This window comes from Stenotrophomonas sp. YJH_SMC_133 (assembly GCF_059370655.1).
Genome location: NZ_JCAFTW010000001.1, coordinates 329,379 through 355,756, shown reverse-complemented (window position 1 = coordinate 355,756; position 26,378 = coordinate 329,379). Strand labels below are relative to the sequence as shown.

Below are 26,378 nucleotides of genomic sequence, written 5' to 3'. Positions count from 1 at the left end.
GCATGACCTCCCCCATTCCCTGCGGTCGTTTCGCGCCCTCGCCGACCGGCCTGCTCCATCCCGGATCCCTGCTCGCCGCCTTCGGCAGCTGGCTGCTCGCGCGACATAACGGCGGCCTGTGGCGGCTGCGCATCGAAGACGTCGATCCACCACGCACCGTGCCCGGCGCCGCCGAGTCACAGCTGCAGGCGCTGGCAGCGTTCGGCCTGGTCCACGATGGCCCGATCCTCTGGCAGAGCACCCGCGGCGAGGCCTACCAGGCCGCGCTGGACGTGCTGCTGGCCAGCGACCAGGCCTTTGTCTGCCACTGCAGCCGCAGCGACCTGGCCGCCAACGGCGGCATCCACCATCGTTGCGTCGCCCGGCAACCTCGACCGGACCCTGCCGTCCGCTTCCGCGTGCCACCGGGCAGCATCGTGCACTTCGACGATGGCCTGCGCGGCCCGCAGCAGCAGGACGTGCACGCCGAAGTCGGCGACTTCGTGCTGCGCCGCGCCGATGGCTGCTGGGCCTACCAGTTGGCGGTGGTGGTCGATGACGCCGCGCAAGGAGTGACCGAAGTGGTGCGCGGCGCCGACCTGCTCGACTCCACGGCGCGGCAGATCCTGCTGCAGCAGGCATTGGGGCTGGCGGTGCCGCGCTACTGGCACCTGCCGCTGCTGCTGGATGCGCCGGGCCACAAACTGTCCAAGTCGCTGGCGGCGCTGCCGGTGGACAGTTCGCACCCGCTGCCCGTGCTGCGCCAGCTCTGGAAGCTGCTCGGCCAGGCACCTGGGGCGCTGGAACCTGCGCACGACCTGGATACGCTGCTGGCCACCGCTCGGCAGACCTTCGACCCGGCACGACTGCCGCGGACCGACATCCTGTTGCCAGCCGGCGCACTTTCCGCGCCGATGTTGCAGAATCCCCCTTCCCCCACCCGACACCCGGACAACACTCCATGACATCTCGCGTCGCACTGGTCACCGGCGGAACCGGCGGCATCGGCACCGCCATCTGCCAACGCCTGGCCGACCAGGGCCACCGGGTCGCCACCAACTACCGCGACGAGGCCAAGGCCCGCGCCTGGCAGCAGGCAATGACCGAACGCGGCTACAGCGTGTCGATCTTCCCGGGCGATGTCTCCGATCCAGGCAGCGCCGAAGCGCTGGTGCGCGCCGTCGAGGCCGAGCTGGGCCCGGTCGAGATCCTGGTCAACAACGCGGGCATCACCCGCGACACCACGTTCCATCGCATGCGCGCGGACCAGTGGCACGATGTGATCAACACCAACCTCAATTCGGTGTTCAACGTCACCCGCCCGGTCATCGAGGGCATGCGCCGCCGCGGCTGGGGCCGGGTCATCCAGATCAGTTCGATCAACGGCCTGAAGGGCCAGTACGGCCAGGCCAACTACGCGGCGGCCAAGGCCGGCATGCACGGCTTCACCATCTCGCTGGCACGCGAGAACGCCGGCTTCGGCATTACCGTCAACACCATTTCGCCCGGCTACGTCGCGACCGACATGGTGATGGCGGTGCCGGAAGAAGTGCGCGCCAAGATCGTCGCCGACATTCCCACCGGGCGCCTCGGCAAGCCGGAGGAAATCGCTTACGGGGTGTCCTTCCTGGTGGCGGAGGAAGCCTCGTGGATCACCGGCAGCAACCTGGACATCAATGGCGGCCACCATATGGGTTGGTAAGCCGCGCCGGCGGCCGCGCCGGCCTCGGCGGCGCACACCCGCCGCCCCTGCCGATGGCCATGCTGCGCAGCACGCAAACCCTTGTTGCGCAACATGATCCCCTGTGAAAGCCAAGCCTGGCGGGGGCTGAGGCGGTTGCAACGGCTGCTGCACTGCGCCATGCTTCGCATCTACTGTGACGAGTGACCGCTTCAATGGCTGCGACCCGCATCATCAAGAAGTATCCGAACCGCCGTCTCTACGACACCGAGATCTCCAGCTACATCACCATCGAGGACGTGCGCCAGCTGATCCTGGACGGTGAAGACTTCGAAGTCCGTGACGCCAAGAGCGGCGACGACCTCACCCGTTCGGTCCTGCTGCAGATCATCGCCGACCAGGAACAGGACGGCGAACCGATGCTGTCCACCCAGCTGCTGAGCCAGCTGATCCGCTTCTACGGCGATTCCCTGCAGGGCTTCATGGGCAACTACCTGGAGCGCAGCATGCAGGTCTTCCTCGACCAGCAGCAGCAGTTCCGCCAGCAGATGGGCAACCTGCTGGGCCAGACCCCGTGGGCGATGATGAATCAGCTGACCGAGCGCAACCTGGAGCTGTGGCAGGAATTCCAGCGCAGCATGGGCACCGGTTTCGGTGGTCCGCGACCGGGTGGCACCGGTACCGGTACCGGCAACAAGCCCAACGAACCCGGTACCGGCACCGGCGGCAAGACCCGCCGCTGAGCCGCTGTACCGGCGGATACGAAAACGGCGCGCCCGATGGCGCGCCGTTTTGTTTTGTGCCCCCGGCGGAGCATCAACGTTTCGCCTTGCACCCCGTGCATACGCGTTCGACCTTGTAGCCCTTCGCCTTCAGCTTCTCGACCACGCCGTCACCTCCCAGAAGGTGCAGCGTACCGACCACCACCAGCGTGCCACCCTGCCCGGCCTGCAGGTACGGCAGCAGCTTCGGTACCCACGCATCGTTGCGCCCGGTGTTGATTCGCTGGTAAAGCTGCGGGTACTGCTGGCGCATTTCCGCGGCCATCTTCGTCCACAACACGCGCTCATCGCCTCGCCGCCAGGCGTCATGCAGCTGGCGCGCCTGCTCATCGCCCTTGCCCGCCTGATCCAGCGCCTCGGACAGCATCTGTCGCTGCTCCTGCACGGTCATGCCGTCGAGCATGCCGATCTGGGTATCGATGTCTTCCAACCCAGCGGTCCTGCGGCCGGTCTTCTGCGCGCGCTCCATGAAATGACGGTCCAGGCCCAGCGCCGGGTCCAGGCCCATCTTCTGCATCTGCCCGACCGAAATGCTCAGGCCGACGAACCAAGGCTTCATGCCCTGCATCTGTGCCAACGGAAGCTTGTTCTCGGATGCGAACGCCTGCAGCTTCTGCCAGGTGGCCGCGTCGAGATCGCGCTTGAGCTCGCTGCCATCGGTGCGCACGGCAGCCTGCACCATGCGGCTGGCCAGCTGCGGCGACTGCATGTCCTCCGGTGACAGTTCGAACACGACCCGCTGCGAGGCCTCGAAGGCCTGCTCGACATCGGGCGACAGCGGGTAGTCCTGCGGTTTCAACAGGTGGAATGATCCAAGCAGGTATACGCGTGAATCACCCGGGCCGGTCACCTTCCACAGCAGCGGCACCGGCGGCTTGGCCGCCGCCGTGGCCGCGGCGTCGGTGGCCGGTGCATTGCGCGCCGGTGCCAGCGGTGCGATTGCAAACGCTGCCATCAGCAGCGTTGCACGGAACAGTCCCTTCAACGGCATCTCAGCCCTCTCCTTCAGACAGGTGGTAGGCCTTCTCGCCCGCTTCCATGCGCAGGTCCAGCCTGTTTTCCGGCGGCGCCAGCGGGCACGTGGCATAGGCGGTGAATGCACACGGCGGGTTGTAGGCATGATTGAAATCGATGCGTAGCGTGCCGTCGGCTGCCGGCGCATCGGTATCCAGGTAGCGCCCGGCCGGATAACTGCCGCGGCCACTGGTGCGGTCGGCAAAGATCAGGAACAGCGGCTGCCCGGTGGCTCCGATCGCCTCCAGCCGCCATGTGCGGCCGTCGCGTTCGAATTCGACCGCCCCCGCATTGGGCATCTCGGTGGTCAGGCCGGTGATGTCGACAATGGGCAGGGTCTTGCCCGCCGGATGCGGGATGAAGCGTGCCTGCACCTGCCAGTCCGGGCCACCCGGCCAGTACTCCAGCCCGGCGAAATCACGGCGCGCCGGCGCATCGGCATGCTTGACCCGCAGCGCATCGCGCGGCCCGCGCCGGATGATGCTGAGCTGGCCCTTGCCACCGTCGAAGGCCAACAGGGTTGGCTGCGGATCCTTGTCGGTGTCGATGCGGATACGGCCGCGCACCGGCTGGCCATCATGGCTGACATCCACACCGGCTTCGGGCGTGAACCACCACTGGCTGCCCTCGCGACGCAGCAGGCCCAGCTTGTCCGGGCCGACCGTCAGGCGGATGCCGTTGGTGGCACCACTGCCGACGAAGTGTGATTTGTTCTGCAGCCAGTGCAGGCCGACCAGGGCCGTCCAGCCATCGGGTCGGGTCAGGTCCTGGTAGCGGGCCACCCGCCATTGCTGCTGCGCGGCCGCATAGGCCGGATCTTCGGTAACCTTCGGCGCCGGCGGTGTTGCCGGACTGCACGCGGCCAACAGCAAGGCGGCCAGCAGACCGCCCATTCCCCGATAACGCATCGATGCTCCCCTCAACGTCCGCGCAGGAACCAGCGGTCGATCTCCGCCAGCGAAAAACGGGCCCAGGTCGGCCGGCCGTGGTTGCACTGGCCAGACCGTTCGGTGATTTCCATGTCGCGCAGCAGCGCGTTCATTTCCGGCACGGTCAGGCGCCGGTTGGCACGCACCGCACCGTGACAGGCCATGGTCGACAGCAGTTCGTCACGCGCGCTGGCCACGCGGCGGCTCTGGCCGTGCTCGCGCAGGTCGGTCAGCACATCGCGCAGCAGCCCCTCCGGTTCGGCATGCGCCAACAGCGCTGGAATACTGCGCACGTGCAGCGATCCGGGACCGGCACGGGTCACCTCGAAGCCGAGCGCCGCCAACGTTTCGGCTTCACTTTCGGCGGTGTCGGCTTCGCGCTCGCCCACGGCGAGTGTGATCGGCACCAGCAGCGGCTGCGACTGCAGGCCGATACCGTCGTGCGCGTTCTTCAGGCGCTCGTAGCCGATGCGCTCGTGCGCGGCATGCATGTCGACCACGATCAGGCCTTCTGCGTTCTCGGCCAGGATGTAGATGCCGTGCAGCTGCGCGATCGCGTAGCCCAGCGGCGGTACGCCGGCGTCGGCACTGGTCACCGGCAGTCCGTTCTCGGCCGGCATCGGCGGCAGCGCAGCACCGCGTTCGGCACCGGCCGGTGCGGCATACAGTGCGGCATAGGCCGCCGGTGCATCGGCCACCTGCAGTCCAAGGGGCTGCTGCGGGCGCCAGCCGGAAAAACCACCACCACCGCCACCCGAGCCGGCACCGGGCGCAGGTCCACGCGCCAGCCCGAAACCCGATGCGCCCGCGCTCGATGTCATCGGTGCAGCAGCGGCGTCCACCGGATGCACCGGACCCGCACCGATCTCCTGCGACGACATGCCGGCGCGGGTATCAGCCAGCGCGTCCTTCAGCGTGCGGTAGACGAAATCGTGCACCAGCCGCGAATCACGGAAGCGAACCTCGTGCTTGGCCGGGTGCACGTTGACGTCAACGCGGGTCGGGTCGAGCTCGAGGAACAGCACATAGGCTGGCTGGCGGCCGTGGTACAGCACATCGCCGTAAGCCATCTTCACCGCATGGGCGACGCTGCGGTCGCGCACCGAACGGCCGTTGACGTACAGGTACTGCTGGTCGGCGCTGGCGCGCGAATAATGCGGCTGCGCGATCCAGCCGTGCAGGCGCAGGCCGGCACCACTGTGGTCGACGCGCACGGCCTGGTTGGCGAAATCCTCGCCCAGCGTTTCGGCCAGGCGCGCATCGGAATACAGATCGCCCGGCTTGTAGCGGCGCGAGGCCTTGCCGTTGTGCGACACGCGCAGCTCGACATCCGGTCGCGCAAGCGCCAGCGAACGCAACCACTCTTCGATATGGCCCAGTTCGGTACGCTCGGCGCGCAGGAACTTGCGCCGCGCCGGTACGTTGTAGAACAGCTCGCGCACTTCCACCGTGGTGCCGGGTGCATGCGCACGGGGCGTCACTTCGCCGATCTTGCCGCCTTCGATCTGCAGTGCCGAACCGTGTTCGTCATGCGCGCGACGCGAGGACAGGGTAAAGCGGCTGACCGAGGCGATCGACGGCAGCGCTTCGCCACGGAACCCGAGCGTGGCCACCGATTCGAGGTCGTCCAGATCGGCGATCTTGCTGGTGGCGTGGCGCGAGACCGCCAGCGGCAGCTGTTCCGGCGCGATGCCACTGCCATTGTCGCGGATGCGGATCAGGCGGACACCACCCTCTTCAAGATCGATATCAACGCGGCTGGCACCGGCATCGATCGCGTTCTCGACCAGCTCCTTGACCACTGACGCAGGACGTTCGACCACTTCGCCGGCGGCGATCTGGTTGATCAGGATTTCCGGCAACGGCCGGATCGGGCGCGGTCCGGGCGCGCTCATGGGAGAGGATGGGCAGCAGACTTCATGGGTTGATGATAGCGGAGCCGCCCCGTGTAGAGTCGACTGTCAGTCGACTGCCCTCCGCCGGGCGGCGAAAACCCCGCGCTGCGCGCGTAGTCGACTGACAGTCGACGCTACAGAAAGCAGTAACCTGCCTTCGGCGGGTTACTTGCTGCCGCCGGCCATGGTCCCGGCAGCGTCGATCTCGGCCTGGGCACGGGCTGCGTACAGCGTGCCCGGCGGTGGCTGGCGGCTGAAGAAGGTGTGCACGCCATCGAGCACGGCGCCGGCGATCTTGCGCTGGTAGGCCGGGTCGATCAGGCGGCGCTCTTCGTCCGGGTTGGAGATGAACGCGGTTTCCACCAGCATCGCCGGCATGTCCGAGGTGCGCAGCACGGCGAAGTTCGCACGTTCGATGTTCGGCTTGTGGTTGTTGCCGATCCGCTTCAGGCCGCCCAGCACGTGGCCGGCGGCATCTTCAGATGCCTTCATGTAACCGCTCTGGGCAAGGTCCAGCAGCACGTTGGCAAGCGTGCCTTCGGTCTGCTGCAGGCGCACGCCACCCACCAGGTCGGCCGCGTTTTCCTTGTCCGCCAGCCAGCGGGCGCGCTGCGAAGAGGCGCCCTTGGTCGACAGCACGTATACCGACGAACCAGTGGCCGAACGGTTTTCGGCCGCGTCGGCATGGATCGAAATGAAGATGTCGGCCTTGTTTGCACGTGCCTTCTGCGCACGCATCGGCAGCGGGATGAACACGTCGCTGTCGCGGGTCAGATAGGCCTTCAGGCCCGGCGTCGCATTGACCTGGCGGGCCAGCTCACGCGCCACCGCCAGGGTGACATCCTTTTCGCGCTTGCCGGTCGGGCCGATCGCGCCGGGATCCTGGCCACCATGGCCGGGATCGATGGCGACCACCAGATGACGCATGCCGGCCTGCATGCGGATGCGCGAGGCATCGCTGGGCATGGCCGGGCGCGGCGGTTCCACCGGCGTCGGCGCCGGTGCAGGCACGGTAGCCGGCGGCGTGGTCACCACGGCGGCGGTGCGCTGGCCGGCCAGGATCGCGGCCGGCGAGGAAGAAGGTGAGCTGCTGGCCACGGTACCGGCCGCCGCAACCTGGGCCGGCGCGGTGGACGGCGCCGGGGTCGGCGTGGCCGGTGCGGCGGCAGTGGCACTGGCCTGCTGCCGCACCTGCGCGGTCAGCAGTGCGGTCGCACGTGCGGCATCGGAACGCGACTGTGCGCTTTCAGCCGGGGTCGGCCCGGGCGTCGCCACCGGTGCCTGCGGCTGCACCGCCGGTGTCGCTGCCGGACGGCTGGCGGCCACGGCCGGGCCATCGCCCGGCCATTCGATCACCAGCTTGGATTCATTGCCCTCCCGCTGCATCTGCGGGCGGAACGGCGCCACCGATTCAGCGAGGTCGAAAACGACACGGAAGGTCCCCGGCACCGGCTGTCCGGTACGCACCGCCGTGACCACGCCCTGCGCAGCCGGCATCTTCAGGTTGCGTATGGCGCTGGAGTCAGGGAAGTCGACGACCAGACGGTTCGGACCGGCCAGAGAAAGCGTCTTGTAGCCGCCACTGCCGACCAGCGAGATCTCGGCACGGGTGCCAGTGGCGCCGGTATTCAGCAGGACCTGGCGGACTTCACCGGCCCACGCACTGACGCTCGCCAGACCCAGTCCGACGGCGGCACAGATAGCGATGAGACGGTTCCCCGGGCGCATGGCTCAGGATTCAATCACCGCGCTGAACGGAATGCAACACCTTTTTCCTTAATAATCCGTAACCTGCCGGTCTTTGTTCTCGTCAGCCGACAGAAATGGCCTGCAAGTCGCCCCCTTGGGGAAGCCGCTTCAGCCACTCATGTCCGACGTCGCTGGCTCCGGTGAGACGGACGCGGCGCCCCTGCCCCTCGATCTCCAACGCCACCACCAGGTCGGTCGGCGGCAGCGCGCCAGCGCCGCGTTCCGGCCATTCCACCAGCCACAACACCGCGCTGCCCTCGTCCAGGCCCAGGAAATCGAGTTCGCCGGCCTGGCCGATCCGGTACAGGTCCAGGTGCCAGGCCTCGCCACCGGTGGCCAGCGGATAGCGCTCGACCAGGGTGTAAGTGGGGCTGCGGATGGCGCCCTGCACGCCCAGCGCGCGCAGCAGTGCGCGTGCGGTGGTGGATTTGCCGGCGCCCAGGTCGCCGCGCAGTTCGATCAGCGCCTGCGGCGGTCGGGTCGCCGCCAGCCACTGCCCGAGCAGTTCGGTGGCATCGCTGTCGGCAAGGAAGAATTCAGTCATGAAGAGCGTTCCGGGTTGGCCAGTTGCCGCAGCGGCACCAGCAGATCAGTGGGAAGCATGCCGCGCGCGCCGTCGGCGGCCGCAGCGTCGCCGGCGAGCGCGTGCAGCAGTGCGCCAGTGGCGGCAGCGTCGAAGGCGGCCAGGCCCTGCGCGCGCAGGCTGGCAATGATGCCGGTGAGCAGGTCGCCCATGCCCCCCACGGCCATGCCGGGGTTGCCTGCAGCAATCAGCCGTGGCACCTGCCCGGGCGCCGTCACGATGCTGCCCGCGCCCTTCAGCACCACCACGGCGTGGAAGCGCTCGGCCAACGCCTGCGCACAGCGGTAGCGATCGGCCTGGATGTCAGCGGTACTGCAGTCGAGCAGGCGCGCGGCCTCGCCCGGATGTGGCGTAAGGATCGCCTCCGGCAGCGCGCGCGGATCCTGCGCCAGCAGATTCAGCGCATCGGCATCAACCACCAGCGGTTTGCCGCTGTCCAGCACCTGCGCAAACAGTGCGCGTGCCCATTCGTCCTGGCCCAGGCCGGGGCCGATCGCCACCACCCTGGCCTTGTCCAGCAGCGCCGGCAGCACATCGCCATCTTCAAGCGCATGGGTCATCGCCTCGGGAAGCCGGGCCAGCAACGGGCCGACGTGATCGCGCCGGGTGGCCAGGCTCAACAGTCCCGCGCCGGCACGCAGTGCCGCTTCGGCCGCCATCGCGATGGCCCCACCGCTGCCATGGTTGCCGCCGACGCACAGCACGTGCCCGGATTCGCCCTTGTGGGTATTGGCACGACGCGGCGGCAGCAGTGCCCGCAAGCGAGCCTGGGTCCAGTGCTCTGCGGCGGGTGACACGCCCTGCCATGCGGCCGTGGGTAGCTGCAGCGGCGCCAACGCCTTCCGCCCGCAATGATCCAGCGCATCGCCGGTATACAGCCCGCGATGCGGCACGATGAACTGCAGGGTCAAAGCAGCCTTCACCGCCTCGCCCGGTACGGCGCCCCGGTCGGCATCGACGCCACTGGGGACGTCCAGCGCCAGAACCGGTGCCGTCTGCGCGTTGAGGGCGGCGATCAGCGCCTGCGCCACGCCTTCCGGCGCGCGATCGAAGCCCAGACCGAACAGGGCATCAACCCAGAAATCGGCCTCGGGCAGCGCGCCGTCGAAATCGGTGATGGTGCCGCCGTCGGACGTGAATTCCGATGCTGCACGCTGTGCCAGCGACGTCGCCGGTGGCTTGCCCGGCAAGGCGATCACCGTCACCGCGCGCCCGGCCTTCCGTGCATGGCGGGCCAGCACCAGGCCGTCGCCGCCGTTGTTGCCTGCTCCGACCACCACGCCGATCCGCTGCGCCTGCGGCCAATGCTGCAGCAGGCACTGCCAGGCGGCCTGGCCGGCCTGCGCCATCAGGCCCCAACCACCCTCGGCGGCCAGCGCCGAGGCCTGCGCATCAAGCGCACGCGCGGCAGCGGAATCGAAAAGATCGGCAAGGTTGGCCATGCAGGGATTTTATACTGGTGCACATGTCCCCCGCCCCCGTCCCTGTCGATCCGGCCCAGGCCGTGCAGCGCATACGCGAACTGGCGCGTGCGCATGGCTTCCAGCGCTGCGGTATCGCCGGCATCGAGCTGGGCGAGGACGAGGCGCACCTGGCCGACTGGCTGGGCCAGGGCCTGTACGGCACGATGGACTGGATGGCGCGCCACGGCACCCTGCGTGCGCGCCCGGCCGAGCTGCTGCCCGGCACCGTACGGGTGATCTCGGTGGGCATGGACTACAGCCACAAGGACGACACCGAAGCCTGGGCAACCCTGGCCGACCCGGGCCGCGCCTACGTGGCCCGATACGCCTTGGGCCGCGACTACCACAAGCTGATGCGCAACCGCCTGCAGAAGCTGGCCACGCAGATCAACGATGAAGTGGCACCGCTGGGCTACCGCGTGTTCGTCGATTCGGCGCCCGTGCTGGAACGCGCACTGGCGCGCAATGCCGGCCTGGGCTGGATCGGCAAGCACACCTGCCTGATCGACCGCCGTGGCGGCTCCTGGTTCTTCATCGGCGAGATCTACATCGATATCCCGCTGCCGATCGATGCACCGGCCACGGCACACTGCGGCACCTGCACGCGCTGCATCGATGTCTGCCCGACCCAGGCCATCACCGGCCCGCAGCGGCTGGACGCGCGGCGCTGTATTTCCTACCTGACCATCGAGCACGACGGTGCCATCCCCGAAGACATGCGGCCGTTGATCGGCAACCGCATCTACGGCTGTGACGACTGCCAGCTGGTCTGCCCCTGGAACAAGTTCGCCAAGCGTACCGACGAAGCCGATTTCCGCGCTCGCAACAACCTCGACACTGCCCGTCTGGACCAGCTGTTTGCCTGGGACGAAGCTGAATTCCTGCGCCGTACCGAAGGCAGCCCGATCCGGCGCAGCGGCCATGAACGCTGGCTGCGCAACATCGCCGTGGCACTGGGCAATGCACCGTCCTCGGCCGAAGCGTTGGCCGCGTTGCATACCCGCGTCGATGATCCCTCGCCGCTGGTGCGTGAACACGTGCAGTGGGCGCTGGGCCAGCACACGGTGCGCTGACGTGCGATCCTGAGCCCCCGTTCCGCCCGCAGCACGCCGTTCCCATGCAGCCACGCAACAACGACATCCTCACCCCCAGCCAGCTCAACACCCTGGCCCGCGACCTGCTGGAAGGCAGCTTCCCGGCGATCTGGGTCGAGGCCGAACTGGGCAGCGTGGCGCGTCCCGCCTCCGGGCATCTGTATTTCACCCTGAAGGATGCGCGTGCGCAGCTGCGCGCGGCAATGTTCCGGATGAAGGCGCAGTACCTGAAGTTCGTGCCGCGCGAAGGCATGCGCGTGCTGGTGCGCGGCAAGGTGACCCTGTACGACGCCCGTGGCGAGTACCAGATGGTGCTGGACCACATGGAGGAAGCCGGCGAAGGCGCGCTGCGCCGCGCGTTCGAAGAGCTGAAGGCACGCCTGGAGGCCGAAGGCCTGTTCGACCCGGCACGCAAACGGCCGCTGCCGGCGCACGTGCAGCGCCTGGCGGTGATCACCTCGCCCACCGGCGCCGCCGTGCGCGACGTGCTGAGCGTGCTCGGCCGCCGCTTCCCGCTGTTGGAGGTCGACCTGCTGCCGACCCTGGTGCAGGGCAGCAGCGCCGCGGCGCAGATCACCCGCCTGCTGCAGGCCGCCGATGCCAGTGGCCGCTACGACGTGATCCTGCTGACCCGTGGCGGCGGTTCACTGGAAGACCTGTGGGCCTTCAACGATGAAGCACTGGCCCGCGCGATCGCCGCCAGCCGCACCCCGGTAGTGTCGGCGGTGGGCCATGAAACCGACTTCAGCCTCAGCGATTTTGCCGCCGACCTGCGCGCACCAACGCCGTCGGTGGCAGCCGAGCTGCTGGTACCGGACCAGCGCGAACTGGCCCTGCGCCTGCGCCGTACGGCCGCGCGCATGGTGCAGCTGCAACGGCATGCGATGCAGCAGGCGATGCAGCGTGCCGACCGCGCCCTGCTGCGCCTGAACGCACAGAGCCCGCAGGCGCGGCTGGACCTGTTGCGCCGCCGCCAGCTCGATCTGGGCCGGCGCCTGCATGCGGTCTTCAACCAGCAGCAGGAGCGCCGTGCCGCACGCCTGCGCCATGCGGCCGCGGTACTGCGCGGGCACCATCCGCAACGCCAGCTCGACGCGATGCAGCGCCGCCTGGCTGCCCTGCGCGGGCGGCCGCAGGCAGCGATGCAGCGTCTGCTGGAGCGCGATGCACTGCGACTGCGCGGACTGGCGCGTTCACTGGAAGCGGTGAGCCCGTTGGCCACCGTGGCCCGTGGCTACAGCATCCTGACCCGCACTGACGATGGCACGCTGGTACGAAAGGTCGACCAGGTGCAGCCCGGTGACGCGCTGCAGGCCCGCGTTGGCGACGGCGTGATCGACGTGCAGGTCAAGTAGAGGGGTGTTCGGCAGGGCTGCGCCCTGCACCTGCAGAGGCTTCAAGCAACGGCCGAAGCAACAGCCAAAGCGGCTCTGGATTGCTGATGGTTTGGCGGGGCGGTGTGGCTGTGCAGGACACGCCGTAAACCCATCCCTGGGGGCTCGATGGCGCCATCCATGGCGCCAACGGTCCTGCACAGCCACACCGCCCCACCCTCGACAGTTTCCCGATGACGGTCGGTAGATCCACGCCATGCGTGGATGAATCTCTGTCAGATATCGAATCAATTCGGGGTCAGATCCGTTTTCCGTAGGAAAACGGATCTGACCCCACGCCATTCCGACAGATCGCGAGAATCTGTCGAAGGCGGGGTGGGTCCGGTTGCGGGAGTGTCCGCGGCATGGATGCCGCGGCCAAGCCTACACGGACGTACTTGCGGCGCCTCCCGCAACCGGACCCACCCCGCCATCCCACGGAATGCACGCTGTTGCTGTTGCTGCTGCCGGCCAGCGGCCGGCACTACCGCGGGTGCAGGGCTGCAAGCCCTGCCGCCCCCCTTACTTTGCCTGCTCGCAGAATTTCTGCCGGTACTCGAGCGCCTTCGGCATCAGCGCCTGCAGGTTCTGGATGCGGGTGCCCGGGTTCGGGTGGGTGGAGGCAAACTCCGGTGGCGACTGGCCGCCGCTGGCCTGGCCCATGCGCTGCCACAGCGGCACCGCCTCGCGGGGATCGAAGCACGCCGCTGCGGCCAGCATCAGCCCCACTTCATCCGCCTGTGTCTCGTGGCTGCGCGCATACGGCAGCAGATACCCATAGCCCATCGCCGACATCATCATCTGTTGCTGCTGCGCATCCATGCCGCTGGCGGCGCCGGCCACCTGCCCGATCTGGGTCAGCTTCTGCTGGGCCATGCGCTGTGCACCATGGCGCAGCAGCGCATGGGCGATCTCATGCCCCATCACCACCGCCATCGCATCGCGGGTGCGTGCTACCGGCACCAACCCGGTGTAGACCGCCATCTTGCCGCCCGGCAGGCAGAACGCATTGGCCTGGTCGGACGGAATCACATTCACTTCCCACTGGAAATCCCGCGCGAAATGCGCCGGCTGCACGCCGTGCTCCTGGGCCAGCGCGGTCTCCACCACATCGACCTTGGCAATCAGGCGCTGGGCGATATCGCGCACGTCGCGCGCGATCGGTGCATTGGGGTCCATCGGCCGTTCCTGCGACAGGATCTGCTGGTAGGCCTGCAGCCCCAGCGCGGTTTCCTGGCGCGCGTCCAGGCTGCTGTCGATCATCACCTTCTCGCCGGTGTACGGATCGACCGTGCGGTTGGAGAACCAGTAGAACAGCGCATAGCCGGCGGCCAGCAGCAGCACCCACCAGCGGATGTTGCCGAACAGGCCACGCCGCTGTGGGCCTTGCGACGAGCGGGAGAAGGGATCGTTGCGCATCGGGGGACTTCCTGCTGGCCCCGCCGGCTGGCGGGCACGGCGCAATCTTAGTGCGCCGCTGCCCGCAGCGGGTGAAGCCGGGTGCCGCTCAGATGCCGCGCACCAGGCGGAAGCCGATGCGGGCGTTGGTGGTATCCGAATCCTGGGATTGCCGCCAGGCCGCGCGGGTCTGCTCGGGGGCATTGGCCCAGTTGCCACCGCGGATCACCCGCGACCGGCAGCCCGGGTTGAACCAGGCGACGCCATCGGACGGTGCGCGGCGGTAGCTGGCATGCCAGCAGTCGGCCACCCATTCGCTGAGGTTGCCGCCCATGTCGTGCAGACCGAAGGCATTGGCCTGGAAGCTGGCCACCGGCGCCGGCCCCCACCAGCCATCGCCGTACCCGATAAACGCGTTGTGCCAGTGCCGTCCCGAAGGCGAAACGTCCTTGCTGCCGGTGAAGTTGCCGCTGCCTGGCGGCGGCACGCCGGCATCGCCCCACGGATAGCGGCCACTGCTGCCAGCGCGCAGCGCGTACTCGAACTCGGCTTCGCTGGGCAGCCGGTAGCTGCGGCCAGTCTGCTCGGACAGCCACGCTGCATAATTCTCGGCATCACGCACACTGACGTGCATCACCGGCGAGTTGCCCAGCGCGCGACCGCCGTCGTAGTCGGAACGCCAGTCCACGCCGCTGCGGCGGATGAAATTGCCGCTGCGTTCGTCGTAGACCACCGAATGGCCACGCCGGGTCGCGCGCGGGCGCGCATTGGAGGCTTTCACGTAGCGCTCGAAATCGCTGACGGTGATCTCGGTGATCGCCATGGCAAAGCCGCGATCGAAGCGCACGTAGTGCGACGGACGCTCGGCATCACTCGAGCCCGGCTCGGCATCGCCTGCACCCATCTGGAAGCCACCGTGGGGCACCACCACCATCTGCGGTCCGCGCCCCCCATCGCGCATCGCATCACTGAACACCTGTCCCGGCCGGAAGCTCCCGTAATGGGTGGCCAGGTCGATGCGCTCGCGAAGCTGTCCCACCACTGCATCACCCGGCAGAGCGATGCGAAGCGCCTCGGCCAGCTTCTCGCGCGCCGGCTTCAGGCCTTGTGGCGTGGCAAGGTCACGCAGTCCGTCATCACGCAGCTGCAGCAGCGTGGCGGCGCGGATCTGCTCGATGCGTTCGAAGGCATCGGCGATCGTCGGTGACGAATCGCGCACTTTGCTGGCTTCGGCCAGCCAGGTACCCGCACTGGCAAAATCGCGCGCCCGAGCAGCCTGTTCGGCACGGCGGATCAACCCGCTCTCGGCTGCGGCCAGGCCCTGCCGTGCGCGGCTGTTGTCTTCATCCAGCGCCAGCGCTTCACGGAAGTTGCCGATGGCACCGTCGCCATCCTCACCGATACGGTCCGAGCGCAGGTCCTCCTCGCCAGCACGGTTGTAGGCCACCACCCGTTGCGCAAGCTCCGCCCGCGCCTGCAGCGCACGCACCTGCTCGTCCTTCGGCGACAGGGTCAGCAACACCAGTGCCTGGCGGCTGGCCTCGGCCAGCGCCTCGCGCTGCTTCAGCGGCCGCACCAGCAGGGCATCGGCCAGCTGCTGCAGTCGCTGGCGGGCACGCTGCAGGCCCAGCCGGGCCTGGCGGTCATCCGGGTCTTCTTCCTGCACCGCCAGCCACAGCGGAATGGCGGCATCCGCATCTTCATAGAGCCGGCCTTCAGCGAACGCCTGCTCGGCGGCGCGCCGCAACTGGGCAAGGCTGCGGCCCTGGCGGTCCACCCGTGGCGGCGTCCACTGCTGTACGTCCTCGGCGGCATCTTCACCGGCGATGGTCACGCTGCCCTGCCCGGCCTGCGAACTGGCATTGGCGCCGGTGTCGGCGCCCTCGGCCGCGCGCGCCTCTTCGCTGGCGGCCCGTTCCGCCGGCGCGGACGGCGACGGCGTGCAGCCGGCCAGGGCCACGGCCAGGGCGGTGCACAACACGGGCGACAACGGAAAACGCAAGCAGAGCCTCCTTCGGCACAGACGCGGACCGACGTTAGGCTATTCTCCCCTGCCTGAGCAAACCCGAGTAGTAGGCCCTGACCCGTGGCAACCTGGATCACCACCCCCGCCGAGCTGGATGCGTACTTCCAGCAGCGCCCGACCCGCATCGGCCTGGACACCGAATTCATCCGTGAACGCACCTTCTGGCCGCAGCTGGCCCTGGTGCAGATGGCGGTCGGGCAGGACATCCTGCTCATCGACCCGCTGATTCCCGGCATGACCGAGGCGCTTGCGCATTGGCTGGCCGATGAATCCATCACCAAGGTAATGCACAGCGCCAGCGAAGACCTGGTTGCCTTCAAGTGGGCCTGCGGCGTGCTGCCGCGACCGCTGTTCGACACCCAGATCGGGGCGTCGCTGGCCGGCATCGGCGGCGGCATGGGCTACCAGAAGCTGGTGGCGGAGATCACCGGAGTGGCGCTGGCCAAGGGCGAGACCCGCTCGGACTGGATGCGCCGCCCGCTGTCCGAGTCGCAGCTGCAGTACGCCGCCGACGATGTCGAGCACCTGTTCGCACTGCACGACGCCATTGATGCCAGGCTGCAGGCGCTGGGCCGCCAGCAGTGGTTGCACGACGATGGCGAGCGCCTGCTGGCCAGCGTCGCCAACGATGAAGATCGCTGGCCGCACCTGGCGATGCGCTCGGCACAGTTCCTCGATGCCTCCGCGCAGCACCGCCTGTTGCGCCTGCTGCGCTGGCGTGATGTGCAGGCACGCAGCAGCGACCGCCCGCGAAGCTGGATCCTGGACAACGAACTGGCCGCCACTCTGGCGCGCACGCCTCCGGCCGACGAGGCAGCGCTGGGCAAGCTGTTCGAGCAATTCCCAAAGGCACCGCGCAAACTGGCCGGCGCCGTGTGGCAGGCGCTGTCCACGCCGCTGGCCGACGAAGCCGACGCGCCGCTGGCGCTGCCGGCCAACGACAGCAACAAGCAGGCGCTGAAGAAACTGCAGGATGCCGTGGCCGAACGCAGCCGCGAACTGGGACTGCCAGATGGCATCCTTGCCTCGCGCAAGCACCTGGAAAGCTATCTGGAACGTCGCCAGTGGCCCGCCGCACTGGCCGGCTGGCGCCAGCAGGAACTGGAGTCGCGCCTGCAGGCGCTGCTGCCGGGGAACTAGCAACCCGCATCGGCCGCCTCACGGGGCGGCCCTGCCAATGCTCGACAAGGACATTGCTGCGTGCCTGCATGGCCCTCTTCCTGCATGTCACGATGGATGATCGGCTCGCTGCTGCTGGCCAGCAGCACCCCTGCATGGATCGCAGCAGCCAGCTCAACGCCTACGCGGCATTGACGGGCGGGCTGGATCTGGCCCGTTCGGTTCACTACCTCGCGCTTTCGGCACGCCTGATCGAACAGGCCCCCGCTGCCAGCGAGCAGGACAAGCTCGAACCCTGGCTGCATCCGCACGCCTGATGCACGGCTATTTCCCGGAATCGAGGCGTAGAGACAGGGCCAGGGCACACTCGCCTACCGGCCCGAGCTGCTGCTTGCCTTTCCGCTGCACATGGACGATCCCAACGCGAACGCCTGTTCCGGGTGACGGGATTCACCTTCAAGCCTCCTGCTGAATGCCACCGGCACGGCAGCCGCATGTCCTGCTTGCCGCCTCTAACGACCGCGCTTCTAATGTCCAGCCTCGTACTCGCCGGATTGCAGCAATGACAAACGGATTTGCAAAAGACGGGCTTTCCCCCGAAGACCTTGCCTGGCGCGTGCAGGCGCGCACTGCGCTGCAGGAACGGCGCTATGCCGAACTGGATGCGTTGCTTGCTCCACATGAGCTGGCCTGGCTGCAGGGAGAGAATGCGCTGCCCGGCATCCGCTGGCGGCTGCGCAACCTGCACGACGCTACGGTGACGCTGGAAGCCCGCCTGCAACAGGCCCAGCAGTGGGCCTCGGCCGCCCCCGGCAGCTACTACGCCTGGCTTTGCCTGGGCGCCTGCTGGCAGGACGCTGCCGGCGAACTGCGCAGCGCCGATGTTGCCGCACTGGTCGAAGACAGCCAGTGGCTGGCGGCGCAGCTGGCCCGCGACCATGCCGTGCACGCCTACCTGCAGGCGATGCCGCTGTCGCCACGACCTGCGTTGGCGCTGGATGGCATCAAGCGCATCACCAGCTACCTGCGCGAACCGAACTGGCTGCGTGCGCTGCAGGCCGGGGAACCCGCCGCATCCGATGACGCCACGCTGGCCGAGCACTACCCTCAAGCCTGGCCAAAGGCATTGCAGCTGCTGTCGCGCTTCGGCACGCCGTTGCAGACGCTGCCGGATACGCTGCCCCCGTTGCTGCGCGAGCGCAGCCAGGACGATTTCGACGCACCACTGGCGTACTGGATGCGCCTGGTGCTGGAGCAGCGCCCGGACGATCTGGCCACGCTGGAAGACACCCTGTACTTCCTGTACCCGCGCTGGGGCGGCAGCCATGAGGCGATGGAGAACTTCATCGAGGGTGGCTGGTGCCGTGGCCTGGAACTGGCGCAGAGCAACGCGCTGCGGTGGCACAAGGAGCAGGACTGGATGGGCGATCTGCCCCACCGTGAGGATGCTGAGGCCGTGGCCGCGCACGAGCGCGCCTACACGCAGATCCTCGACTGGCACCTGGACCGCCACCTGCGCGCGCAGGTGCTGGCCCAGCGCGCCGGGCTGCGCTACCGGCTTGGCCGCGTTGAAGACAGCGAAGGCGTCGTGCAGTGGGATCCGGACCACATGCAGGCGGTGCTTGAAGATCTGCAGCAGGCATGGACCTTGGACCGCGATGTGGTCCTGCATGAGGGGCTCAGCAACCTGGAGGCCTGCACCTGGTTCGCCCATGTCGACGGTGCCGAAGCACTGTTCGCACAGGTGGTGGACTATGCCGCGCGCGAAGGCGATTCGGCGATCGGCCTGCTCTGGGCCGCCACCGCCATCGAGCATGGCCTGCTCGGCCAGGCCAGCGACCCGACACGCGCCAGTGTCCTGCTGCAGCGCGCGTTGAAGCTTGCGCAGCAGGACGACACCTCGGCGGTGACGTTCGCCGCCAATCTGTTCTGTGATGTTTCGCAAGCCGCAGGCCTGTCGCTGCTGCAGCGCATGGCGGACGATGGCGACGCCGGCGCGATGTCGGCGCTGTGCGACCTGTACAAGGGCCGCCTCGGTGGCCGCGACCAACCGCAGTTCGCCGATGTGGAAAAGGCCGCCTACTGGCAGGAGCGTGCGGTGGAAGGCGGCGACCTGATCGCCACCTACAACCTGGCCGTACGCCTCGTCGCCGCAGGCGGCGCGGAGAATGAAGCGCGTGCGCGCGAGCTGTACCTGCGCTGCCTGGATGAGGCCGAGGCCGGCGAGCGCGTGTGGGGCCCAACCTGCCGCAACCTGGCCTGCCTGGCATTCGATGGCCGGAACGACGCGCACAAGCGCGAAGCGGTCGAACGCGCCTTGATTCCACTGTGGTGGCGCGGCGACGACGACGACAAGCTGTGGGCTGCCGGCTATCTGGCCGACATCTACCACTTCGGTAACGGCGTCCCGGCCAATGCATTCCTCGCTCTGACCTGGCTGCAGCGTGCCAGCGAGATCGATCCGGAGTATGTGGACGTGGTACGCATGGCACCGCTGATCAACGGCGAAGGCCGCTGGTTCGGTGCCAGCCGCGCACGCAAGCAGCAGGAACAGGACCGGCAGCAGGTGGACAGCGCCACTTGGGCCCTGACCTTCGGCCAGCGCAGCCAGGACAGCAACCTCACTGCAGTCTGAAGCAACGAAAAGGGCGGCCCGGATCACCGGGCCGCCCTTTGCATTCCAGCAGTGCGATGGCGGGATGCCCCGCCATCGCGACAGCGCATTACCAGTTCATGTTCAGCGAGACACCGACGGTACGCGGTTCGTTGTAGACCGCGGCCATGTAGTTCTCGATCACGCCCTTGAGGTTCTTCTCATTGGTGATGTTGCGCGCGAACAGCGCCACTTCGTAGGCACCGTAGTTGCCCGAGTAGCCGATCTTCAGGCCACCCTCGAAGTCACCCTTGGAGTTGAACTCCTTGCTGTCGTACAGCACGAAGCTGGTGTAACCCTGCTTGTTCCAGTCGGTGGACACGAACATGGTGCCCGCGTCGCTGACCGGGAAGTCGTAGCGGGCGGCTAGGTTGACGTTGTACTTCGGCGCGTTCGGCAGCGGGTTGCCGTCGATCTGGGCGAAGGTGTTGGCACCGACCTTGATGGTCGGGTCACCGACGGTGCAGACCACCTGGCCGTTGAGGCCGCAGACCTGCGCATACACGCGCTTGTCCTTGATCTCGCTGTGCAGCAGGCTCAGGCCGGCGCTCAGGGTCAGGTTCGGGATCGGGCGCAGCTCCATGTCCGCTTCGAAACCGTAGGCCTTGGCCTTGTCGGCATTGAACAGCACGCCATTGCCGTCCGAATCGTTGCCGTTGAGCTGGATGTCGTTGACGGTGTAGGTGAACGCGGTAGCGTTCAGGCGCAGGCGGTTGTCCCACAGGCTGCTCTTCACACCCGCTTCCCAGGACAGGATGGTCTCGGAATCGGCGGTGGTGAAATCGGCGTTGAACACCGCCGAACGCCCCTGGATGGTCGGGCCGCGGAAGCCACGCGCGACCTTGGCGTAGACGCTCACGTCCGGCGTGATCTGATACATCGCGCTCAGATCCCAGCTCGGGGTGGTGTCGGACATCCTGACGTCGGTGCGGCCCTTGTAGGTGACCACGCCAGCGGCAGTGTCAGCGGTCTTCAGCAGGCGGGTGTGCTTTTCGTCCTTGGTCTGGCGCAGGCCGGCGGTGACAGTGAACTTGTCGGTGAAGGCGTAGCTCAGCTGGCCGAAACCGGCCCACGAGGTGTTCTTGTTGCGCAGGCGCACCCAGTTGTTCGGATTGCGGGCCGCGCCCTGCAGGAACCACGCGCGCTGGTAGAAGTCGGTGGTGTCGCTGCCGTTGAAGTAGAACGCACCGGCCTGCCACTGCAGGGCGCTGTCATCATGGCTGGCCAGGCGGAATTCCTGGGTCCACTGGTCCAGGTCACGGATGCGGCCCATCGACTGGCCGTAGCCGTTCGGCACGCCGTTGACCGGGAAGTTCACCGCGGCGCCGCCGTCGGTGTCGCCGCGGCTGTAGCCGGAGGTGGTTTCGTAGGCGGTGATCGAGGTGAAGTCGATCGCGCCGAAGTCATAACGCGCCTTCACCGAACCGCCGTAGGTCTTGTAGGCCTGCGGGTTGTTGTCGGCTTCGTCGTAGGCGACCTTGTCACGCGGCACGTCGGTCTTGTTCGAGCCCTTGGTCAGCGCACCGCGCAGGAACAGGGTCGAGGTGCCCTCGTAATCACGGGCGTGGGCCGAGGCCAGGATCGAGAACTGGTCGCTCGGGGTCAGCAGCAGCTGCGCGCGTACGTTGCGGTCATCGAAGCCGCCCATGGCGTTCTTCTTTGGGCTGACCGTGCCGTCGGCGCTCGGGCCGCGGTAGGTGTTGTCGACGTAGTCGTCGCGGTGCTGGTACAGGGCCGACACGCGGAACGAGGCGATGTCGTTGATCGGGCCGCCGAAGCCGCCGTCGATCGACACGCTGTTATAGGTCGCATAGCTGGCACTGACGCGGCCGGTGTAATCCTGGGTCGGCTTCAGGGTGTCGAACTTGACGATGCCGGCGGTGGTGTTGCGGCCGAACAGCGAACCCTGCGGGCCGCGCAGCACTTCCACCTGGTCGACGTCATAGACCGGGTTGGACTTCAGCACCACGTGCTCCAGCACCACGTCGTCCTGGATGATCGACACCGGCTGCGAGGCACCCAGGTAGAAGTCGATGTTGCCCAGGCCACGGATGTAGAAGCGCGGGAAGATGCGGCCGGTGGTGGTTTCCGCATACAGGCTCGGCACGCGGCCGGACAGCGCCAGCAGGGTGTCATCGCCGCCGGCGGTGAAGTCGCGCATGCGCTCGCCCTGCACCACGCCCACCGAGACCGGCACTTCCTGCAGGTTCTGCTCGCGGTGTTCGGCGGTCACGGTGATCGTGTCCAGCCCGGTCGGGGTCGGCGCGCTGTCCTGCGCGGCGGCACCGAAGCTGCCGACCAGAGCCAGGCCGGCACAGGCCAGGGCCAGCGGATGGCGGCGGAAGGAAACGAAGGAAGACGACATACCCGACAGGCGGCGGGAATCGGAATGGGAGGGCATGAAATGCTCTGAGGAGGCGTCCGTGCGGCCTGCGCGGGCCGGGCGGCAAAAAGGGGGAAAACTGCGCAAGCGGCCATTATCCCCCAAATTGTTACGATTTCGTTGCGCGACCCCCAAACCCGGCGAAACAAGCGGTTTCGGCACAGTCAGCCAGCACCGCCTGGGGTCAGATCCGTTTCCCAAGGGAGAACGGATCTGACCCCGGATCTCAGGGCAACGGGGTCAACGCGACATCGACCATCGCCAGCAGGCGCTCGCGGCTGATGCCGTCACGGGCCTGCACCGAAATGCCGTGCAGCACCGTAGCGAAGTGATCGCCCAGTGCCTGCACCGCCACATCGCCGGCCAGCTCCCCTTCGGACTGCGCCTGCTGCAGGCGCGCGATGATCGCCGCCGTACGCTGGCGACGATGGCTGGCCAACCAGTCCCGCACGCCTTCGCCATCGGGCGAGACGCTGCTGGCCGAGGACACCACCAGGCAGCCGTGCGGCCGCCCACGTCGGGTGTAGGTCAGCACGGCTTCGCGCAGCATGGAGCCGATCGCCTCACGCAGCGTGGCCTGCTCCAGCGCGCGCGGCGCGAAGCCGCCCTCGCCTTCCTCGTACAGCGCGACGGCTTCGCGGAACAACTGCTCCTTGCTGCCGAACGCGGCGTAGATGCGTGCGGAGGCGATGCCCAGTGCTTCGACCAGTGCCGACATCGACGTGCCTTCATAGCCGTGCTGCCAGAACAGCAGCATCGCCTTGCGCAACGCCTGGTCCCTGTCGAATTCGCGCGGTCGCCCTGCCATCTGCCTGCCTGCTCCAGTGAGGCGCGCAGTGTAACGCGGGTGTTGACCATCGCGAGGGTCGCGCCTATTCTTTGTCGACCGACAAACAATTGGAGCAACACATGCAGACCCTCAAGGGCCCCAGCCTGCACCTGGCGCAGTTCGCCGGCGACCAGGCCCCGTTCAACTCACTTGCCAGCATTGCCGAGTGGGCCGCTGGCCACGGTTTCAAGGCACTGCAGATCCCGGCCTGGGATGCACGCCTGTTCGACCTGGCCACCGCCGCCGACAGCCAGGACTACTGCGACGACATCCGCGGCACCCTGGCTGAGCACGGTCTGCAGGTCAGCGAGCTCACCACCCACATCCTCGGCCAGCTGGTGGCCGTGCATCCGGCCTACGATGAACTCTGCGATGGCTTCGCGCCGGAAGCACTGCGCGGCAACCCGAAGGCGCGCAGCGAATGGGCGCAGCAGCAACTGCACCTGGCCGCCCGTGCCTCCCGCCGGCTGGGCCTGCAGGACATGGGCACCTTCTCCGGCTCATTCGCCTGGCCCTACCTGTTCCCGTTCCCGCAGCGCCCGCCGGGCCTGATCGACGCGGCCTTCGATGAGCTGGCACGACGCTGGCGGCCGATCCTCGATACCTGCGAGGACAACGGCATCAACCTCTGCTACGAGATCCATCCCAGCGAAGACCTGCATGACGGCACCAGCTTCGAGCGCTTCTTCGAGCGCGTCGGTCAGCACCAGCGCTGCCGCATCCTGTTCGATCCCAGCCACTTCGTGCTGCAGCAGCTGGACTACCTGGAGTACCTGGACATCTACTACCCGCTGATCCGCATGTTCCACGTCAAGGATGCGGAGTTCCGCCCCAGCGGCCGCCAAGGCATCTATGGCGGGTATGCCGACTGGACCGAACGTGCAGGTCGCTTCCGCTCGCTGGGCGATGGCCAGGTCGACTTCAAGTCGATCTTCTCCAAGCTGGCCCAGTACGACTACCAGGGGTGGGCGACGCTGGAGTGGGAGTGCTGCCTGAAGGACCAGGAAGCCGGTGCACGCGAAGGCGCTGCATTCATCCGCGACCACATCATTCCGGTCACCGACAAGATCTTCGACGACTTCGCCGGTGCTCCGATCAGCATCGCGCAGATGCAGCACATGCTCGGCATCGCCTGAGCCCCCACGGAGCACTCCCCCATGACCCCTTCCCTTCCCGCTGGCGCTGCCGGCGACGACGCCCTGCGCCACCACTACCTGCGCATCGATGGCCAGCGCGTGCATTGCGTCTCCGCCGGCCACGGCGAACCGGTGCTGTTGATTCCCGGCTGGCCGCAGACCTGGTATGCCTGGCGCCATGTGCTGCACGCCCTGGCCCAGGCCGGTTTCGAAGCCATCGCGGTTGATCCGCCGGGCATCGGCGAATCTGACCGCCCTGCCCACGGCTACGACACCGGCAGTGCCGCCGCCGTCCTGCACCAGACCATGCGGGCGCTGGGCCACGAGCGCTACCAGGTGGTCGGCCATGACATCGGCATGTGGATCGCCTATGCACTGGCCAGCGACCAGCCGCAGGCGGTGCGCCAACTGGCGGTCACCGAAGCGGTGATTCCCGGCCTGGCGCCGGAACCGGGCATCTTCGCCGCACCGGCCGACAACATCTTCCTCTGGCATTTCATGTTCAACCAGGTGGCCGACCTGCCCGAGGCACTCATCAGCGGTCGCGAGCGCGCCTACCTGGAATTCATGTTCGACCGCTGGTCGTACCGCCGCGACGCGGTGGCTGCCGATACCTACATCGCCGCCTACAGCCGCCCCGGCGCACTGCGGGCCGGCTTCGCCTGGTACCGCGCGATTCCGGAAACCATCCGCCAGAACAAGGAACGTGCGCAGCGCCGGCTGGCGATGCCGGTGCTGGCCATCGGCGCCGAGCACGCCACCGCCGATGCGCCGATGCTCACCCTGCAGCCACATGCCGATGACGTGCGCGGCAGCATCGTGCCGGGCTGCGGCCATTTCATCATGGAAGAAGCGCCGCAGGCATTCCTTGCACAGCTGCTGCCGTTCCTGCAGGAGGCACACCATGCAGCTTGAACCGGCGCTGCAGCAGTTCGTCGACGCCGTGGCGTCGCAGCCATTGCCCGACGACCTGCGGGAACTGCGTGCGATCAGCGAGAGCGCGCTGCCCCAGCTGCAGGGCGCGCCGCAGCCGGTTGCGCATGTGATCGAACATGCGGTGATCGCACGCGACGGGCATGCATTGGAAGTCCGCCTTTACACACCGGAAGGGCTGCCCGATGGACCGGCGCCGGCCCTGCTGTTCGCGCATGGCGGCGGCTGGTTCCAGTGTTCGCTGGCGGTCTACGACGGTCCCTGTCGCGCTTTGGCCAATGCCGGCGGCTGCGTGATTGTCGCCGTGGGCTACCGGCTGGCGCCGGAACATCCGTTCCCGGTTCCACTGCATGACGTCGCCGACGCCTGGCACTGGTTGCAGGACAACGCCAGGCGCCTCGGGCTGGACCCACAGCGGCTGGCGATCGGTGGCGACAGTGCCGGCGGCAATCTGGCAGCCGCCTGCTGCCTGCGGCTGCGCGATCTCGGCCTGCCGCAGCCACGCCACCAGTTGCTGATGTACCCGGCACTGGATGCCGGCATGGGCAGCGACTCCTATCGCGAGTACGCCAGTGGCTACTACCTCAGCGCCGAACTGATGCAGCGTTGCTGGCAGGCCTATCTCGGTGATCCTGCCACACCGCCGGCACTGGCCTCGCCTGCCCATGCAACGGATCTGCATGGACTGGCACCAGCCTCGGTACTCAGCTGCGAGCACGACCCGCTGCGTGATGAGGCCGAACAGTACGCACGGCGGCTGCAGGCGGCAGGTGTCGACTGCACGCTCGAGCGGCTGCCGGGGATGATCCATGCCTGCATCCACCTGCACGCGGTCAGTGCCAGCACCGACGTGGCGGCACATTGTGCCGGCGCGCTGCTGCGCCGGGCCCTGTCCTGAACCAGTCAGGGGCGGTAGCCGACGCGGCGCGACCACCGTCCCGGCCCGGCGCTTGGCAAGCCCGGCAGGCAGCGCTACACTGAAACCCTGCCGTGGGGCCATAGCTCAGCTGGGAGAGCGCGTCGTTCGCAATGACGAGGTCAGGAGTTCGATCCTCCTTGGCTCCACCACTTTTCAGAAGAACCCGCAGATCCTCGCGATCTGCGGGTTTTTTCTTTTCCGGGTGCTGGCTCAGGCAGGCTCCTGGCCGCCATCCTTGCGCTGCGGGCTGCGCGAATGCGTATCGCGCACCTCTTGATCGCGCTGCCCCGGCCGCTGCCTGGCCACATCGTCCTGCTTCCTGTCCTGGCGGCTTTCCTGCACGCCCTGCTTCGGATCGTTCTGGCGGTTGCTGCGCACGTTCATCGAACACTCCCTCGCCGGCGGAAAGCCCGCGCTGGCCTCCACGCTAGAGACTGCCG

General features: G+C 67.8%; 22 protein-coding genes and 1 tRNA gene. 12 read left to right on the top strand and 11 right to left on the bottom strand.

Translation table 11 applies throughout. The annotated features are described in order from the left end of the window. Positions 1–2 precede the first annotated feature (2 nt). The 3 genes from gluQRS to phaR all read left to right on the top strand — a co-directional run bounded on the left by gluQRS (position 3) and on the right by phaR (position 2,403). A complete protein-coding gene (gene gluQRS, locus AC5P78_RS01605; RefSeq protein WP_049397338.1) occupies positions 3–944 on the top strand; it encodes a tRNA glutamyl-Q(34) synthetase GluQRS in 942 nt (313 codons plus the stop codon). Continuing rightward, entirely contained in the window at positions 941–1,681 is a 741-nt protein-coding gene (phbB, locus tag AC5P78_RS01600) for an acetoacetyl-CoA reductase (RefSeq protein WP_005410389.1), read from the top strand. Before gluQRS ends, phbB begins: the two co-directional genes overlap by 4 nt. Before the next feature lie 194 nt (positions 1,682–1,875). Next, positions 1,876–2,403: a polyhydroxyalkanoate synthesis repressor PhaR gene (phaR, locus tag AC5P78_RS01595; RefSeq protein ID WP_005410391.1), complete on the top strand. Its 528-nt coding sequence runs from the start codon at positions 1,876–1,878 to the stop codon at positions 2,401–2,403. A gap of 73 nt (positions 2,404–2,476) precedes the next feature. Here the strand turns inward: phaR and AC5P78_RS01590 are convergent, their stop codons facing one another. The 6 genes from AC5P78_RS01590 to AC5P78_RS01565 all read right to left on the bottom strand — a co-directional run bounded on the left by AC5P78_RS01590 (position 2,477) and on the right by AC5P78_RS01565 (position 10,054). Next, on the bottom strand, positions 2,477–3,433 hold the full coding sequence (locus AC5P78_RS01590; RefSeq protein ID WP_024958298.1) for a TraB/GumN family protein: 957 nt from the start codon (positions 3,431–3,433) through the stop codon (positions 2,477–2,479). Between the two features lies 1 nt (position 3,434). After that, positions 3,435–4,364, bottom strand: a complete 930-nt coding sequence (locus tag AC5P78_RS01585) for a DUF1684 domain-containing protein (RefSeq protein ID WP_005410393.1) — start codon at positions 4,362–4,364, stop codon at positions 3,435–3,437. Positions 4,365–4,375: 11 nt separating this feature from the next. Beyond that, complete coding sequence (gene mutL / locus AC5P78_RS01580) at positions 4,376–6,280, bottom strand: DNA mismatch repair endonuclease MutL (RefSeq protein ID WP_138969928.1); 1,905 nt, start codon at positions 6,278–6,280, stop codon at positions 4,376–4,378. 165 nt (positions 6,281–6,445) lie between these two features. Continuing rightward, a complete protein-coding gene (locus tag AC5P78_RS01575) occupies positions 6,446–8,008 on the bottom strand; it encodes an N-acetylmuramoyl-L-alanine amidase (RefSeq protein ID WP_049441585.1) in 1,563 nt (520 codons plus the stop codon). A gap of 82 nt (positions 8,009–8,090) precedes the next feature. After that, positions 8,091–8,573 carry a tRNA (adenosine(37)-N6)-threonylcarbamoyltransferase complex ATPase subunit type 1 TsaE gene (tsaE, locus tag AC5P78_RS01570; RefSeq protein ID WP_088435934.1) on the bottom strand — a complete coding sequence of 161 codons (483 nt, stop codon included), beginning with the start codon at positions 8,571–8,573 and terminating at the stop codon, positions 8,091–8,093. Beyond that, positions 8,570–10,054, bottom strand: a complete 1,485-nt coding sequence (locus AC5P78_RS01565) for an NAD(P)H-hydrate dehydratase (RefSeq protein WP_138969929.1) — start codon at positions 10,052–10,054, stop codon at positions 8,570–8,572. Before AC5P78_RS01565 ends, tsaE begins: the two co-directional genes overlap by 4 nt. A gap of 23 nt (positions 10,055–10,077) precedes the next feature. On the opposite strand from AC5P78_RS01565, the gene queG reads away from it, so the two are divergent. Beyond that, the gene (gene queG / locus AC5P78_RS01560) at positions 10,078–11,148 is read left to right on the top strand and encodes a tRNA epoxyqueuosine(34) reductase QueG (RefSeq protein WP_111198511.1); all 1,071 of its coding nucleotides are present in this window, start codon (positions 10,078–10,080) and stop codon (positions 11,146–11,148) included. A gap of 44 nt (positions 11,149–11,192) precedes the next feature. Then, complete coding sequence (gene xseA, locus AC5P78_RS01555; protein ID WP_005410399.1) at positions 11,193–12,524, top strand: exodeoxyribonuclease VII large subunit; 1,332 nt, start codon at positions 11,193–11,195, stop codon at positions 12,522–12,524. 540 nt (positions 12,525–13,064) lie between these two features. Here xseA and AC5P78_RS01550 read toward each other — a convergent pair. Beyond that, positions 13,065–13,961, bottom strand: coding sequence for a M48 family metallopeptidase (locus AC5P78_RS01550; RefSeq protein WP_049448381.1), 897 nt, complete (start codon positions 13,959–13,961; stop codon positions 13,065–13,067). A gap of 88 nt (positions 13,962–14,049) precedes the next feature. Beyond that, positions 14,050–15,942, bottom strand: a complete 1,893-nt coding sequence (locus AC5P78_RS01545; protein WP_099527712.1) for a formylglycine-generating enzyme family protein — start codon at positions 15,940–15,942, stop codon at positions 14,050–14,052. An 84-nt stretch (positions 15,943–16,026) separates the two neighbouring features. Between AC5P78_RS01545 and rnd the strand changes: the two genes are divergently transcribed. From rnd to AC5P78_RS01530, 3 genes are all read left to right on the top strand, one after another. After that, entirely contained in the window at positions 16,027–17,106 is a 1,080-nt protein-coding gene (gene rnd, locus AC5P78_RS01540) for a ribonuclease D (RefSeq protein ID WP_059034936.1), read from the top strand. A 68-nt stretch (positions 17,107–17,174) separates the two neighbouring features. After that, entirely contained in the window at positions 17,175–17,402 is a 228-nt protein-coding gene (locus AC5P78_RS01535; protein WP_232092418.1) for a hypothetical protein, read from the top strand. A 245-nt stretch (positions 17,403–17,647) separates the two neighbouring features. Beyond that, the gene (locus tag AC5P78_RS01530) at positions 17,648–19,720 is read left to right on the top strand and encodes a DUF4034 domain-containing protein (RefSeq protein WP_099527711.1); all 2,073 of its coding nucleotides are present in this window, start codon (positions 17,648–17,650) and stop codon (positions 19,718–19,720) included. 88 nt (positions 19,721–19,808) lie between these two features. Here the strand turns inward: AC5P78_RS01530 and AC5P78_RS01525 are convergent, their stop codons facing one another. Further along, positions 19,809–22,139 (bottom strand): TonB-dependent receptor, encoded by a 2,331-nt coding sequence (locus AC5P78_RS01525; protein ID WP_049395557.1) that lies wholly within the window; start codon positions 22,137–22,139, stop codon positions 19,809–19,811. Between the two features lie 208 nt (positions 22,140–22,347). Further along, positions 22,348–22,929, bottom strand: coding sequence for a TetR/AcrR family transcriptional regulator (locus AC5P78_RS01520; RefSeq protein WP_099490306.1), 582 nt, complete (start codon positions 22,927–22,929; stop codon positions 22,348–22,350). A 101-nt stretch (positions 22,930–23,030) separates the two neighbouring features. On the opposite strand from AC5P78_RS01520, the gene AC5P78_RS01515 reads away from it, so the two are divergent. The 4 genes from AC5P78_RS01515 to AC5P78_RS01500 all read left to right on the top strand — a co-directional run bounded on the left by AC5P78_RS01515 (position 23,031) and on the right by AC5P78_RS01500 (position 26,087). Continuing rightward, a complete protein-coding gene (locus AC5P78_RS01515; protein ID WP_138969930.1) occupies positions 23,031–24,086 on the top strand; it encodes a sugar phosphate isomerase/epimerase family protein in 1,056 nt (351 codons plus the stop codon). A gap of 21 nt (positions 24,087–24,107) precedes the next feature. After that, positions 24,108–25,001, top strand: coding sequence for an alpha/beta fold hydrolase (locus tag AC5P78_RS01510; RefSeq protein WP_049395561.1), 894 nt, complete (start codon positions 24,108–24,110; stop codon positions 24,999–25,001). Then, positions 24,991–25,917 carry an alpha/beta hydrolase gene (locus AC5P78_RS01505; RefSeq protein WP_049395562.1) on the top strand — a complete coding sequence of 309 codons (927 nt, stop codon included), beginning with the start codon at positions 24,991–24,993 and terminating at the stop codon, positions 25,915–25,917. The genes AC5P78_RS01510 and AC5P78_RS01505 overlap by 11 nt, the downstream gene beginning before the upstream one ends. A gap of 94 nt (positions 25,918–26,011) precedes the next feature. Continuing rightward, positions 26,012–26,087: transfer RNA gene (locus AC5P78_RS01500), tRNA-Ala, on the top strand. A 61-nt stretch (positions 26,088–26,148) separates the two neighbouring features. On the opposite strand, the gene AC5P78_RS01495 is transcribed toward AC5P78_RS01500, so the two are convergent. After that, positions 26,149–26,322: a hypothetical protein gene (locus AC5P78_RS01495; RefSeq protein WP_005414043.1), complete on the bottom strand. Its 174-nt coding sequence runs from the start codon at positions 26,320–26,322 to the stop codon at positions 26,149–26,151. Between the last annotated feature and the right edge of the window lie 56 nt (positions 26,323–26,378).